At 52.7% G+C, this 13,156-nt stretch carries 17 protein-coding genes and 1 tRNA gene; 4 read left to right on the top strand and 14 right to left on the bottom strand.

Annotation, left to right across the window (positions count from 1 at the left end):
• Positions 1-39 precede the first annotated feature (39 nt).
• The 3 genes from tilS to fliW form a co-directional block, all read right to left on the bottom strand.
• The gene (gene tilS, locus FFS57_RS20465; protein WP_137939685.1) at positions 40-1,383 is read right to left on the bottom strand and encodes a tRNA lysidine(34) synthetase TilS; all 1,344 of its coding nucleotides are present in this window, start codon (positions 1,381-1,383) and stop codon (positions 40-42) included.
• The gene (locus FFS57_RS20460; protein ID WP_137939684.1) at positions 1,355-2,320 is read right to left on the bottom strand and encodes an acetyl-CoA carboxylase carboxyltransferase subunit alpha; all 966 of its coding nucleotides are present in this window, start codon (positions 2,318-2,320) and stop codon (positions 1,355-1,357) included. The genes tilS and FFS57_RS20460 overlap by 29 nt, the downstream gene beginning before the upstream one ends.
• Positions 2,321-2,383: 63 nt before the next feature.
• Positions 2,384-2,794, bottom strand: coding sequence for a flagellar assembly protein FliW (gene fliW, locus FFS57_RS20455; RefSeq protein WP_137939683.1), 411 nt, complete (start codon positions 2,792-2,794; stop codon positions 2,384-2,386).
• Positions 2,795-3,083: 289 nt separating this feature from the next.
• Between fliW and FFS57_RS20450 the strand changes: the two genes are divergently transcribed.
• Genes FFS57_RS20450 through nadB form a run of 3 tightly spaced genes read left to right on the top strand, consistent with a single transcriptional unit; the run spans position 3,084 to position 6,075 of the window.
• Entirely contained in the window at positions 3,084-3,566 is a 483-nt protein-coding gene (locus tag FFS57_RS20450) for an NfeD family protein (protein ID WP_171014102.1), read from the top strand.
• The gene (locus FFS57_RS20445; RefSeq protein ID WP_171014101.1) at positions 3,514-4,473 is read left to right on the top strand and encodes an SPFH domain-containing protein; all 960 of its coding nucleotides are present in this window, start codon (positions 3,514-3,516) and stop codon (positions 4,471-4,473) included. Before FFS57_RS20450 ends, FFS57_RS20445 begins: the two co-directional genes overlap by 53 nt.
• Positions 4,474-4,506: 33 nt before the next feature.
• Complete coding sequence (gene nadB / locus FFS57_RS20440) at positions 4,507-6,075, top strand: L-aspartate oxidase (RefSeq protein ID WP_137939681.1); 1,569 nt, start codon at positions 4,507-4,509, stop codon at positions 6,073-6,075.
• Positions 6,076-6,145: 70 nt separating this feature from the next.
• On the opposite strand, the gene FFS57_RS20435 is transcribed toward nadB, so the two are convergent.
• The 10 genes from FFS57_RS20435 to FFS57_RS20395 form a co-directional block, all read right to left on the bottom strand.
• Positions 6,146-6,604, bottom strand: coding sequence for a protein YgfX (locus FFS57_RS20435; protein ID WP_137939680.1), 459 nt, complete (start codon positions 6,602-6,604; stop codon positions 6,146-6,148).
• On the bottom strand, positions 6,604-6,777 hold the full coding sequence (locus tag FFS57_RS25310) for a hypothetical protein (protein WP_171014100.1): 174 nt from the start codon (positions 6,775-6,777) through the stop codon (positions 6,604-6,606). Before FFS57_RS25310 ends, FFS57_RS20435 begins: the two co-directional genes overlap by 1 nt.
• 97 nt (positions 6,778-6,874) lie before the next feature.
• A complete protein-coding gene (fliR, locus tag FFS57_RS20430; RefSeq protein ID WP_137939679.1) occupies positions 6,875-7,666 on the bottom strand; it encodes a flagellar biosynthetic protein FliR in 792 nt (263 codons plus the stop codon).
• 10 nt (positions 7,667-7,676) lie between these two features.
• Positions 7,677-7,946 carry a flagellar biosynthesis protein FliQ gene (gene fliQ / locus FFS57_RS20425; protein ID WP_137939678.1) on the bottom strand — a complete coding sequence of 90 codons (270 nt, stop codon included), beginning with the start codon at positions 7,944-7,946 and terminating at the stop codon, positions 7,677-7,679.
• Positions 7,947-7,955: 9 nt separating this feature from the next.
• Entirely contained in the window at positions 7,956-8,753 is a 798-nt protein-coding gene (gene fliP, locus FFS57_RS20420; RefSeq protein ID WP_137939677.1) for a flagellar type III secretion system pore protein FliP, read from the bottom strand.
• Between the two features lie 54 nt (positions 8,754-8,807).
• The gene (fliO, locus tag FFS57_RS20415) at positions 8,808-9,245 is read right to left on the bottom strand and encodes a flagellar biosynthetic protein FliO (RefSeq protein WP_137939704.1); all 438 of its coding nucleotides are present in this window, start codon (positions 9,243-9,245) and stop codon (positions 8,808-8,810) included.
• Positions 9,245-9,691: a flagellar motor switch protein FliN gene (gene fliN, locus FFS57_RS20410; protein WP_137939676.1), complete on the bottom strand. Its 447-nt coding sequence runs from the start codon at positions 9,689-9,691 to the stop codon at positions 9,245-9,247. The genes fliO and fliN overlap by 1 nt, the downstream gene beginning before the upstream one ends.
• Entirely contained in the window at positions 9,678-10,676 is a 999-nt protein-coding gene (gene fliM, locus FFS57_RS20405; protein ID WP_137939675.1) for a flagellar motor switch protein FliM, read from the bottom strand. Before fliM ends, fliN begins: the two co-directional genes overlap by 14 nt.
• Position 10,677: 1 nt before the next feature.
• Positions 10,678-11,184 (bottom strand): flagellar basal body-associated FliL family protein, encoded by a 507-nt coding sequence (locus FFS57_RS20400; protein WP_137939674.1) that lies wholly within the window; start codon positions 11,182-11,184, stop codon positions 10,678-10,680.
• A 199-nt stretch (positions 11,185-11,383) separates the two neighbouring features.
• Positions 11,384-12,280: a flagellar hook-length control protein FliK gene (locus FFS57_RS20395; protein WP_171014099.1), complete on the bottom strand. Its 897-nt coding sequence runs from the start codon at positions 12,278-12,280 to the stop codon at positions 11,384-11,386.
• A 243-nt stretch (positions 12,281-12,523) separates the two neighbouring features.
• Between FFS57_RS20395 and FFS57_RS20390 the strand changes: the two genes are divergently transcribed.
• Positions 12,524-12,613 (top strand) — tRNA-Ser (locus tag FFS57_RS20390).
• 291 nt (positions 12,614-12,904) lie between these two features.
• On the opposite strand, the gene FFS57_RS25610 is transcribed toward FFS57_RS20390, so the two are convergent.
• Positions 12,905-13,156: hypothetical protein (locus tag FFS57_RS25610; protein WP_212749168.1), on the bottom strand; the 252-nt coding region annotated here is incomplete at its 5' end.

Raw genomic sequence — 13,156 nt, 5'->3', positions numbered from 1 at the left:
CCATACTGTCACCTGAATTCGATCACTGAAACACTGCCGTCAAGCATCAATCAGGTTCCAGCGCAAACGATACCCCCGTTCATCTTCCCGAGCGATTGCGGCCGCATCTACTGCCACCCCCGGCACAGCCAGCAGTTGCTCACCCGCATATAACAAGGGCAGCCGGGACCGAATCCAGGGTGGAATACGTGCCTCCTGCAACAGCGCCTTGACCGGGCGACGCGGACCACCCAATCTTGGCCGCAGCACTTCGCCACCACGTCGTAGTTGCAACCGTAATGGCTGTCGCAGCCAATGCTCGGCCAAACCTTTGCCATGTACAGGCAATAAATGCAACTCACCGACCAACGCTGGGAACGAAAGCAATAGCTCCCCCCGCCATGTAATCGGGGCCGAGATCACATCAAGATCCACGGACTTGACCAGCCAGATTCGTCCATCATATCGGGCCAGAAAGTAGCCCCCCATGACTAATCTTGGGTCAGCATCCACCCGACAATGCAGCAGCTGTGTCAGTACTGCTTGCTGCATTGATGCCGATAGACTCAAACCAGCACGAGCAACAAACCACCGAAGTACATTCTTGGCACGAGCAGGTGACAATGCCTGCAGCGCCTTAACGCACAGCCACCCAGACTGCGGATCACCCTGAACATCTAACTCCGCCAGTGCATCCTGCATTTCCGCAGCCTCCGCACACAAACCAGCAGTCCGGCTCAAAACCCGACTGGCCTGCGGATAAGTCCGGATCAGCAACGGCAATACCTCATGACGCATAAAGTTACGGTCATACCGGGTATCCAGGTTGCTTTCATCTTCCACCCAACACAACTGCCGTTGATCCGCATAAGTCTGTAGGTCGGCGCGAGTACACGCCAGCAACGGACGCAACAGCGCCGGCGCGCATGCTGGCAAGCGCGCTGCGGGCATGGCCGCCATACCACGCACACCGCCGCCACGCATCAACTGAAGTAACACCGTCTCGGCTTGATCATCCAAGTGGTGAGCCAACAAAATTGCAGCCACCGGCAAGCGAGAGAATGCCGCATAACGAGCATCGCGCGCCACGGCCTCCAGGCTTTGGCCACCCTGTCGGTCAAGCCGCACGGTTTCAACAGTTAGTGGAATTGCGTGCGTTGCGCACAATGAACGACAAAATGCAACCCAGGCTGGGGCATTGGGGCTGATCTGGTGATTGACATGCAACGCAGAAAGCGAGATATCCAGCGATGGCGCAACCGCCACCGCCAGATCGAACAACGCCACTGAGTCCATCCCGCCACTCAATGCAAGTGAGACAGGCCGACCAGTGTAGGGAGTCAGGCTGGTATAGAGGTGTTGTTTGAGCCGCTCATCAAGCGGCAACTTCCTTGAACTTACCATAACTCATCAAGCGCTCATAACGGGCATCCATCAACTCGTCAAGCGACTTACTTTGCAGCGAACGCAAGCCGTCCTGCAACGATTTGCGCATTGTCTGCATCATGGCAGCCGAATCACGATGCGCACCGCCACATGGCTCCGGCACCACCTTGTCAACCAAACCCAGGGTTTTCAGACGGCTTGCCGTGATACCGAGCAATTCTGCAGCTTCCGAAGCTTTTTCAGCACTCTTCCACAGGATCGAGGCACAACCTTCCGGCGAAATAACTGAATAGGTCGAATATTGCAGCATTTGTACGATGTCGCCGATGGCAATCGCCAATGCGCCACCGGAACCACCTTCGCCAATCACTGTAACAATGATCGGCACGCGCAGTTTGGACATCTCGAACAAATTACGACCGATGGCCTCGGACTGCCCACGCTCTTCCGCCCCTACACCCGGATAGGCACCCGTAGTATCAACGAAACTGAAGATCGGCATGCCAAACTTTTCTGCCAACTTCATGGCACGCAAAGCCTTACGATATCCTTCAGGACGGGGCATCCCAAAGTTACGCAGAATCTTTTCCTTGGTATCACGGCCCTTCTGGTGGCCAATGATCATCACTGATTGACCATTGAAGCGCGCCATGCCGCACACAATTGCCGGGTCATCGGAAAAGGCGCGGTCACCATGCAATTCATTGAAATCGGTAAACAGCCCTTTGGCATAGTCCAGCGTATAAGGACGCTGCGGATGACGCGCCACTTGCGAGATTTGCCAAGGAGTCAGCTTACTGTAAATGGACTTGGTGAGCTCTTGGCTCTTGACCTGCAAACGTGAGATTTCTTCTGAAATATCAACAGCCGAGTCATCTTGCACATAACGCAGCTGGTCAATCTTGCCTTCCAGCTCGGCAACCTGCTGCTCAAAATCGAGAAAGGTGGTCTTCATGAATTACCAAACCTCATGTGAGGGGCGTAATCATACCGGATCACACAGCAATCCGTGTGCATCTCACACATTGCTGAATACGATACTGGCCCTTACGCCCGGTTTCTGCATGCCAATACGCGATTCCACGTTGATCAATATTGGCGCATAAGGCTTAGGATCAAGGCGATCGCCATCCTTAGCCACCATCAACAACACCACTACCGATGAAGGATTGGACACGCCAAGGCGAACACATTCTTCATCGGACAGCATGATTTCATAGTGCAAACCCAATGTGGCAGGATCAATCAGGCTGAACACCACGTCAGGCTCATCAACTGACTGCAGCCACAACACAATTGGGTTTTGCTTGTCTTCGTGGAACAACTTGTACCGGTGGGACTGCTCGAAACCAGGTAATGGCTCCGGAAAGGTAATGACTGATTCCGGATCGATTTCGATTTCACCAAAGCGGGTTGACTGCAAGTGCATAGCGCCTCCGTATCTTGGGACAGCGTTGAACGACTTGATCACCGATCACCTGTGTGAGTGGCAGAACCGATCAAACCACATCGACATATCTTGATCATTTTAGTGCTCCGCCACTTCCAGGCTGCGTGCAAGCATACGCGAAAAGTCATTGCAGCCCAACCGGGCAACCGAACATATCCGCGTTTGTCGATAGGCACCATTAGGGTTTACCAAGAAGCATCCCTTTGGCTTACGCCAGCCAACAGCGTAAGATATCGACCAATGTTGTTATAAAGGCGGGGCGCCAAGCGTGCAACCATATCTTTTCTGGCTGATAGCCGGATGTGTGCTGATTGGCATTGAATTGGTCAGTGGCACTTTTTATATGCTGATTCTAGGCATTGCGTTTCTGTTTGCTGCGCTGGGAGCATGGCTTGGATTATCCGATATCAATCAGATTCTGCTGGCAGGCAGTATTGGCGTAGCTGGTGTTCTGGTATTGATGAAATACCGCCGCCATCAGGCACGGCACACCGCGTCCACTACACAGAATCTGGATATAGGTCAACGAGTCCGGGTCATTCAATGGCTGGACCAACGGCATGCCCGGGTCGCCTACCGCGGCTCGGAGTGGGATGCAGAGCTGGTACAGGGCCATGCCAACGCCGCAATTCTTTACATTCATGATGTACGCGGTTCAACTTTGTTATTGAGTGAAAGACAACCCGAAGGAGCCCCCGATGCTGGAAACCATGGTCGTTTTTCTGATCGTCACCATCATCTTCGTCGTTAAAGCAGTCAAAGTTGTCCCCCAACAACATGCCTGGGTAGTCGAGCGCCTAGGGCGTTTTCATGGCGTGCTCCAGCCTGGCCTCAATATCGTCATTCCTTTTGTTGATCGACTCGCCTATCGCCACAGTCTGAAAGAAATCCCGCTAGATGTACCTAGCCAGATCTGCATCACCAAAGACAACACGCAACTGACTGTGGATGGCATCCTCTACTTTCAAGTTACCGACCCGAGGCTGGCAAGCTATGGCTCCAGCGATTGCATTCTTGCCATTACCCAACTAGCACAGACCACGCTACGCTCCGTCATCGGCAAGATGGAGCTGGACAAGACATTCGAAGAACGCGACGACATCAACCGCACCGTGGTAGCTTCACTGGATGAGGCTGCTGCCAACTGGGGCGTAAAGGTATTGCGCTATGAGATCAAGGATCTCACCCCTCCGGCAGAAATCCTGCATGCCATGCAGCGGCAGATCACTGCAGAACGGGAAAAACGAGCACTGATTGCCGCGTCGGAAGGGCGCAAACAAGAACAGATCAACATTGCCACCGGTGAACGTGAAGCGGCCATCCAGCAATCAGAAGGAGAACGGCAAGCAGCCATCAATCAATCCGAAGGTGATAAACAGGCGGCCATCAACCGTGCAGAAGGCGAAGCCGAAGCCATCCGCCTGGTCGCACAAGCCACAGCGGACGCAATTCATGCAGTTGCCCAGACCATTCGCCAACCAGGTGGGATGGAAGCAGTCAATCTAAAGGTAGCCGAGCAATATGTAGCCGCCTTTGGCAATGTCGCCAAAACTGGCAATACACTGATTCTGCCTGGTGACCTGAGCAATATGAGCAGCCTGATCGCCACCGCCATGAGCGTGGTCAAGCATCAGGCACCCACTTCATCCAACCCTTGAGCCTTGCACCATTTTCGGTAAAGAACCAAGCACATGTATTTCGACATCATCATCATCGGTTCCGGCCTAGCCGGCATGACCCTGGCACTGAACCTTGCAGAACACAAGAAAGTTTGTCTGATCACTAAGCGCGGTCTGGTGGACGGGGCCAGTAACTGGGCTCAAGGCGGTATTGCCGCGGTATTGGATACACAGGACTCAATTGAAGCTCACATTCACGACACACTTGTGGCAGGTGCTGGGCTGTGCAATGAAGATACGACCCGTTTTATTGTAGCGCACTCGAAAGCGGCCATCGAATGGCTGATCAATCTGGGTGTACCGTTTACTCGCGATGCTCGCCACGAGACAGGCTTTCACCTAACCCGTGAGGGCGGCCATAGCCATCGCCGCATCATCCACGCTGCGGATGCAACCGGGGAAGCGGTGATCAAGACACTGTCAGGCAAAATCCGCTCCCACCCGAACATCACCGTCCTGGAAAATCACATTGCCATTGATCTGATCACCGGCAAAAAGCTGGGCTTGCCTGACAACACTTGCCATGGGGTATATGTTCTGGATCGCAAACAGGACAAAGTTCTGTCACTGTCGTGCAACCACACCGTGTTGGCAACAGGGGGGGCCGGTAAGGTCTATCTTTATACGACCAATCCGGATACCGCCACTGGTGATGGCATTGCTATGGGCTGGCGCGCTGGTTGCCGTGTAGCCAATATGGAATTCATCCAGTTCCACCCTACCTGCCTGTATCACCCACACGCCAAGTCGTTCCTGATTTCTGAAGCAGTACGTGGTGAAGGTGGTATTCTACGCTTACCGGATGGCACCCGCTTCATGCCTCAGCATGATGAGCGGGCTGAATTGGCGCCACGTGACATTGTGGCTCGCGCGATTGACTTTGAAATGAAAAAGCATGGTCTGGATTGTGTTTATCTGGACATTTCTTATAAATCCGCCAAGTTCATTCAGGAACACTTCCCAACTATTTACAGCCACTGTCATAGCCTGGGAATCGACATCACCAAGCAACCGATTCCCGTGGTACCCGCCGCCCATTACACCTGTGGTGGACTGGTAACCGATCTGAAAGGCAGAACGGATGTCCCTCACCTGTACGCCATTGGTGAAGCAGCCTGCACCGGTCTACATGGGGCAAACCGGCTAGCATCGAACTCCCTGCTGGAGTGCCTGATTCTGGGTCGGGCAACGGCTGAAGATATCTTGGCCGACCAACACCCCGCTCCTGTCACCATTCCTGACTGGGACGAAAGCCGCGTGACCGATCCTGACGAGGAAATCGTCATCTCGCACAACTGGGATGAATTACGCCGATTCATGTGGGATTACGTTGGCATCGTACGGACCAACAAACGATTGGAGCGGGCTCAGCATCGGATCAACCTGTTACGGGACGAGATTCACGAATACTACAGCCACTTCCGTGTCAGCAACGATCTGATCGAGCTGCGCAATCTGGTGCAGACAGCGGATCTGATCGTGCAGTGCGCCTTGGCTCGGCACGAAAGCCGCGGACTACATTACAGCCGAGACTACCCGAACATGGCAGATGTAGCAGTCAATACAGTACTGACACCTTGATACTCAGCGATACCTGTTGGCTGGGAACCTATTGTGCGGCCACTAGGTGTCGCACACATCACAGGAGGCATTAGATTGCCTCCCCACCACCTTCAACTGGTTGCGCGCGCCATCGCCAGCGTAACCATACTCGCAAGCGCCGGTAGGCATCCGGCTCAAGCTGGTCTGGCAATAGCACCAAGTAATGCAAACGGTCCGAACCTTTTACTTGCAGCACCGTCAACAGGGGCGTTACTACACTATCGCCCAGTATCAATACCGGCTGCCAGCCCTCGCCACATTTGATCGACACTTCATCTTTCGATGAGATTTGCAAGGCCGTGATGGTATCTGTAGCCAGTCGATGCCAGTCACGCCAACAACGATAGATGCCAGCCACAACACACAGCAATAAAAAGATTTGAATTGGGACGGATAGACGAGGTGAAGCAAAAATTGCCATGACTGCCAGCCCATGCATACATCCCTGAGCATAGGCCAGCAATTTGGATTGGCCGATTTGCAGATCAATCGGCCGGATGCCTGACATCAGCGGCGAACTCTGGCCTGCTGCTGTTCAAGCCAACGTGCTTCGGCAACAGTCATCAATTGCAAACCAGTCCATTGATCGGGATGCTGCAACGATTGTGGCGTGGTGGAGACGACAGGCTCTTCGTACCGGCGCTCGACAACACCTGTACTCATATCAAATGTGATCGCCATGATGCTCTCCTTGTCTGAGTTGCAGACTCATATCTGCATATCCAGATTATCGGCTAAAAACATCGAAAACAAAGCACTCAAACCGACCGACGGTCGATCAAGGCGCCCCATTCATCAGCCTCAAGATATGCTGCATGGCCATGACTGCCGTATTGAAGAAGTCCCGCAATACCCCTGTCCAATAAGGCAGTGAGTAATAGAACACCGCAAAGCCCACCCCCAAAGTAATTGGGAAGCCCACGGCAAATAGGTTGAATTGCGGTGCTGCACGCGTCATGACACCAATTGCCAGGTTGGCCACCAGCAATGCCCCCACCACCGGTAACGACAAAGTCACCCCCATGATGAAGATTTGCTCGCCCCACTTGAACACCATTCGAAATGCACCAGCCCCCAATGGAGTTAACTGCACTGGTAACAGCTGAAAACTTTGAATCAAGGTCGCCAACACAACCAAGTGACCATCCAGTGCAAAAAAAGTGAGAATGCCAAACAAGGAGGTAATTTGTGAGACCACAGGTACTTGCGTACCATGGGTTGGATCAAAAAACATGGCAAACCCCAGCCCCATTTGCATACCAGCCAGATGTCCCGCCATCTCGATTGCCGTGAAAACCACTCGCATGACCAGTCCCATTGCCGCACCAATGATGATTTGTTGCAACATCACCAATAGTCCGTAAGCGGAGAAAGGACTGACAGCCGGCATGGCAGGCAGCATGGGGGCAATCGCCAACGTGATCAGAAAGGCATACCCGATTTTGTAAGGAGCCGGGATACTGCGACTGCCAAACACCGGGTCAGTCCCGATCAGTGCCAGTACCCGCACAAAGGGCCAGAAGAAGGCCGTCAGCATGACAGCCAACTGATCGGATGAAAACTGGATCATGCGCGACAGGTTAACCGATCAAACTCGGGATGCTGGTAAACAATCGAATGGTATAGTCGGTAATCAGCTGAATCATCCATGGCCCTGCCAATACCATCACGATAAATGTCACAATCAGCTTTGGAATGAACGAGAGGGTCATTTCGTTGATCTGCGTCGCAGCCTGAAACACACTCACCAATAGCCCCACCACCAATGCCGCAATCAGCATTGGAGCGGAAAGCAACAACATGACCTCCACCGCCCGCTGAATCAGAGTGACAACCATTTCCGGCGTCATGGCGATCTCCTAGGTGTAAAAACTTTGCACGAGTGAGGTCATCAACAATGTCCAGCCATCCACCAGGACGAATAACATCAATTTGAACGGCAATGAAATGATAACGGGTGACACCATCATCATCCCCATGGACATCAGTACACTGGCCACCACCAGATCAATGATCAGGAAAGGCAGAAACACCAGAAAACCTATCTGGAATGCCGTTTTCAGCTCACTAGTGATATAGGCCGGAATCAAGGTTTTCAAACTCACATCTTCCGGGCCATTGGGTTTGGCCGAACCAGATAACTCAATGAAGGTTGCCAAGTCCTTTTGTCGTGTCTGCTTGAGCATGAACTGCTTCAGCGGCTCAGCCCCTTTGACCACCGCCTGATTGAAGCTCAACTTGTCTTCTGCAAAGGGCTGGTAGGCTTCGACATAAATCCTGTCAAAAACCGGAGCCATCACAAACATGGTCAGAAACAACGCCAGACCAATCAACACCTGATTCGGCGGAGTAGTCGCCGTACCCAAAGCTTGCCGCATCAACGACAGCACAATAATGATGCGCGTGAAGGACGTCATCATCAGCAACAGCGCAGGCAGGAACGTCAGTGCCGTAATCAGCAACATGGCCTGCAGTGACAGGGTGTAATTCTGTCCGCCACCAGGCGCTGGTGTACTGGTAAAAGCAGGTAATCCATCGGCTGACCAGGCCAAAACAGGCCAACTCAGCAGCAACCATGGCAGTAACAACAGGCAAGCATGTCGAAAAGAAGGCACAAAGCGGTTCACGGCAATATCTGCTCTGGTCAGAAGAATCATTTGAATATTGCAGGCACGGCAGGATCGATGAAACCTTGTACCGCAATCAGAAAATCAATCCACCGAATTCACACCTGCAGCGTGGGCATTGCGCTTTTGCAAGGCACCACTCAGCCATTTTGCAAAAGGGGCCTCATTTTTGGGGCCGATGAGTTGATCCGCATCAGCAGGTTTTGGCAGTGTATGAAGGGTATTGACCTGCGAAGACGTCACCCCCAAGATCAACCAAGTATCAGCCAGCTCTACCACCACGACCCGCTCCTTCGGGCCAACCATGACACCACCAATCACCCGCATGCCAGCGCCCCCGACCAAGCCGCCAGGGGTCAGCTTTTTCAACAACCAAGCACAACCCGCAATCAGGCTCAGCACAATAGCGAGCGCAAGGAATACCTGTAGCAAACTACCGGCCGACTGAGCAACCGGCCCGGTCTCAGCTGCAGAAGCAAAAACAGGCAGAATAAAGGAAATCAGAAAAGACCCGGCTCGCATCACTTGTGAAGTCGCCGGATTCGCTCTTGCGGGGTAACAATATCCGTGAGGCGGATACCGAATTTATCATTGACCACTACCACCTCACCTTGAGCAATCAGACAGCCATTCACCAGCACATCCATCGGCTCGCCGGCCAAGCCATCCAGCTCGACCACTGACCCCTGAGCCAATTGCAACAAACTACGGATGGCAATCTTCGTACGTCCCAGCTCCACGGTCATATGGACTGGGATGTCCATGATCATGTCAAAGTTGGGTGGCAGGTCAGAGCGTTTATCAGGCTGCGCATCGAAATTCTGGAAAATGTCAGCAGGCGAAACTTCCGGCTCAACAGCCTTGCTGGCAGCCATGGCCGCATCAGCAGCCTCTTGCTCTGCCAATGCCGCAGCCCAGTCATCCAGCCCCTGCTCTTCGGCGGGTTGATCTTCTTCAGCCAACATCATCTCCCGTATTCAATTGATCCACACCCGCGAGAATCTTGTCGACCTTCAATGCATACTGCCCATTCTTGATGCCATACTTGCATTCGAATATTGGCACACCATCGACTTCGGCCACTATCGCCTCAGGGATTTCCAGTGAAATCACATCACCCACTTTGAGATCAAGAATTTCACCAAGCAGTACCGGGGCCGTACCCAGGTTGGCGACCAAGTCTACTTCAGCGGCCTGAATCTGCTTGGATAACAACTTCACCCAGCGATTGTCAGCCTCAAGCCGGTCAGCCTGCATTGAGCTATAAAGCAGGTCACGGATGGGTTCGATCATAGCATAGGGAAAACAGACGTGAAAATCGCCGCCCCCCGCGCCCAGCTCTATTTTGAAAGTCGTCGTCACCACAACTTCGGTAGGGGTCGCGATATTGGCAAACTGCGTATTCATCTCAGAGCGAATGTACTCAAACCCCACCTCAAACACGGGATCCCAGGATTTTTTATATTCCTCGAATACCACACCCAGCAGGCGCCGAATGATTCTCTGCTCAGTTGCAGTAAAGTCCCGACCTTCCACACGTACATGGTATCGGCCATCAGAACCAAACAAATTATCGACGACCAGAAACACAAAATCCGGATCAAAGATGAACAATCCGGTGCCACGCAAAGGCTTCATGTGGATCAGGTTGAGGTTGGTGGGCACCACCAGGTTGCGGATGAATTCGCTGTATTTCAACACCCGCACCGGGCCAACCGAGATTTCCGCACTGCGGCGCATGAAGTTGAACAAACCCACGCGCAAATTACGGGCGAAACGCTCGTTGATGATCTCGAACGTCGGCATTCGGCCGCGGACAATACGCTCCTGCCGGCCGATATCATAATTTCGAACCTGCGATGCATCGGAGGACTCTTCTTCCGAATCCTCCTCGCCGGTCACCCCGCGTAGCAGGGCATCGACTTCTTCCTGGGAAAGGATATCGTCTGCCATATCACTGCAAAATAAAGGAAGACAGCGTTACCGATTGTACGCCTTCATCATCTTCAGCCCCCATCGCTTCATTGATGGCGACTTTCAATTCATCGATCAACTTCTTCTTGCCATCTGCAGTCTTCAAATCCGCTGCCAGCTTGGACGATAGCACCATGATCACATTATTGCGGATCTTCGGCATGTAGGGTTTAAGTTTCTCCTTTTGCTTCTCGTCCAGCAATTCGACATTGATCTCTGTCTGCAGCATCTCATTGCTTTCGCCAGCCAGGTTGACCGTGAACACTTCAAGCTTTTCAAATACAGGCGGGGCTTCCTTGTCTTTTTTCTTTTTCTCTTTCTTCTTGGAAGAATCCTTTTCCTGAGCAACTTCCGCCTCATGGTCGCCAGACGAACCACCACTCAACAAAAGCGCCGCCGCCACACCACCAATCACCAAAATCAACACCAGAACAACGGCGATGATGATGACCAACATTTTCTTGCTTTTTGGTTTTTCTTCGGACATCCCTGAGACCTCGATGAGCGTGTTTCACGTGTCAAACCAACGTAACCGCTTATTCTTGCTCTGAACTTTAGCAGCAGTCAGGTTACCCTGCCAAAATATAAAACAAAACAATTATATCGAAAACTTTGTTTAGGTAGTTTCTAAATACATAACGGGCATGTCATGCATGCCCGTTCCAAAGCCCCCAATCCTGCCCCAATCAAGCCAGAATGCTGATTCCCCACGGCAGAGTGGCTGCTTGCCATAATGGCTCGACTTCGGCCTCTTCGCGATGCCCAGTGCCACGTCGTGACTGGTCCTGACCATGCTGCCGTTGATCCGCCAAAGATTGGCCTCCCACATGAACATTACCCATGGCGATTCCACTTTCCGCAAACATGGATGACAACCGCGGCAAAGCTGATTCAATCACCTCACGCACAGAAGGGTGCGGTGAAACAAACAGTAAATTAGCCTGATCATTCTGTATTGTCACTCGGACCTCTAACGGGCCCAATTGGGGCGGGTTAAGTTGCATTTCGGCAATCTGGTTCTTTTGCCCTGCCAACCAGATCAGGTTTTGACCAAGCTCTTTCGACCATCCTTGCTGATCTGCAATCGGCGCCGCCACACTCAACACCTGCGGCCCCATCTTTATCCCGCCTATCTCGGAACGCTGCGTTACTTGCGCGCCCAACATTGCCTGTGATTGATTCAACGATTCCTGGAATCCGCTCCCCTGCTCACCCGCATCCGGCAAAATTTTCCGCTGAACGGCAGCATCTTCCATCGCCAAGCTATCCACGACCAATGTAAACGTGTGATCAGTCGTTGAAGGCAGATCCGACAGCTCAGCCTGAACAGTGGCCGGCAACGCATCTACCCTATCTACATAGGGCTGCGACATTGGCTGAAACTGTGCCATCAATGCCGCAAGCAACGGGTTCGCAGCGGCATCAATCGATGATGAACTTTCCTTTTCTGACCATTGCTTATCTATTACAACATTCGACACCAATGGTCCTTGCAGCCCCAAAGCGACTGGCATTTGGCGCAGTGCCATTTGCAAGGCAGCCCCAAAATCCGGCCCACCCAATAGCCCGGCAGCTCCATCCATTGGCATAATCTCCGCAGGCATTGGGGTAGGCAGTATTGCTGTCAGTGTAATTTCAGCCATTGGCAACCTCTCGGCCATTTACTTCAATATCATTACCCACGATTAAAGCAAAACCCAAGCCAGCCACCCCATGCACCGCACTTAATTAGCGACAGGGGCTAGGCAAGATATTTAAATTGCGCTATAGTGCGCCCCTCGCTTCGGGGCTCAAGCTTCTTTATCAGCACAAGCCCTACACACTTCGGAGGTGTGGCAGAGCGGTTTAATGCACTGGTCTTGAAAACCAGCGAGGGTGCAAGCCCTCCGTGAGTTCGAATCTCACCGCCTCCGCCAAACATGCTATCTCAGCACTTGCTTTTCTTGATCAGACCACAGCACCGCCAACCCACAAAATGAGCGCTGCAATAACGGGCACTCAATGCCATCACGCGTATCTGAGCATGCGATAGACATATTGCAACCCCTCGCTCCTTCGCTCACCACCTCATCGCTCCACGGACTCAGCCTTCACCACGCCCCCAAGCCAGATGCTACCTATCAATTTCCAACCAAGCGAACTGGCTAGAACAATAATTTGCCAAACCCGACTTTCTGCGAGTGTTTTGGTAGCAGACTAGAACTCGGTCACCAGCCGACTTGAAATACAGCAGCTTGGTCGCTGCGCTCCCAGGTGACCCTATCTGGAAATTTCACCCTGATCCTGCCCGGTAGCTCGATCGATAATCTGGTCAGTGCTACGATCAGTGTGCAGGTCGCTACAATTACCACAACCTTTCCAAGCGAGCCCACTACCTGAATTTGCTTCTTGCTTGCCATCCTGCTACCGTGCCGCCCCCCTGTTGGCGTGCCCGCTATGATGTTGCTGTTGACCTGTCT

The sequence above is a fragment of the Chitinivorax sp. B genome, assembly GCF_005503445.1.
GTDB lineage: Bacteria > Pseudomonadota > Gammaproteobacteria > Burkholderiales > SCOH01 > Chitinivorax.
This window is presented reverse-complemented; position numbering and strand designations above follow the sequence as displayed.

Excerpts from the sequence above, each read along its gene's own strand:
- tilS (WP_137939685.1), bottom strand. The coding sequence starts at position 1,383 with ATGGTAAGTTCAAGGAAGTTGCCGCTTGATGAGCGGCTCAAACAACAC.
- FFS57_RS20460 (WP_137939684.1), bottom strand. The coding sequence starts at position 2,320 with ATGAAGACCACCTTTCTCGATTTTGAGCAGCAGGTTGCCGAGCTGGAA.
- fliW (WP_137939683.1), bottom strand. The coding sequence starts at position 2,794 with ATGCACTTGCAGTCAACCCGCTTTGGTGAAATCGAAATCGATCCGGAA.
- FFS57_RS20445 (WP_171014101.1), top strand. The coding sequence starts at position 3,514 with ATGCTGGAAACCATGGTCGTTTTTCTGATCGTCACCATCATCTTCGTC.
- nadB (WP_137939681.1), top strand. The coding sequence starts at position 4,507 with ATGTATTTCGACATCATCATCATCGGTTCCGGCCTAGCCGGCATGACC.
- FFS57_RS20435 (WP_137939680.1), bottom strand. The coding sequence starts at position 6,604 with ATGTCAGGCATCCGGCCGATTGATCTGCAAATCGGCCAATCCAAATTG.
- FFS57_RS25310 (WP_171014100.1), bottom strand. The coding sequence starts at position 6,777 with ATGGCGATCACATTTGATATGAGTACAGGTGTTGTCGAGCGCCGGTAC.
- fliR (WP_137939679.1), bottom strand. The coding sequence starts at position 7,666 with ATGATCCAGTTTTCATCCGATCAGTTGGCTGTCATGCTGACGGCCTTC.
- fliQ (WP_137939678.1), bottom strand. The coding sequence starts at position 7,946 with ATGACGCCGGAAATGGTTGTCACTCTGATTCAGCGGGCGGTGGAGGTC.
- fliP (WP_137939677.1), bottom strand. The coding sequence starts at position 8,753 with ATGATTCTTCTGACCAGAGCAGATATTGCCGTGAACCGCTTTGTGCCT.
- fliO (WP_137939704.1), bottom strand. The coding sequence starts at position 9,245 with ATGCGAGCCGGGTCTTTTCTGATTTCCTTTATTCTGCCTGTTTTTGCT.
- fliN (WP_137939676.1), bottom strand. The coding sequence starts at position 9,691 with ATGATGTTGGCTGAAGAAGATCAACCCGCCGAAGAGCAGGGGCTGGAT.
- fliM (WP_137939675.1), bottom strand. The coding sequence starts at position 10,676 with ATGGCAGACGATATCCTTTCCCAGGAAGAAGTCGATGCCCTGCTACGC.
- FFS57_RS20400 (WP_137939674.1), bottom strand. The coding sequence starts at position 11,184 with ATGTCCGAAGAAAAACCAAAAAGCAAGAAAATGTTGGTCATCATCATC.
- FFS57_RS20395 (WP_171014099.1), bottom strand. The coding sequence starts at position 12,280 with ATGGATGGAGCTGCCGGGCTATTGGGTGGGCCGGATTTTGGGGCTGCC.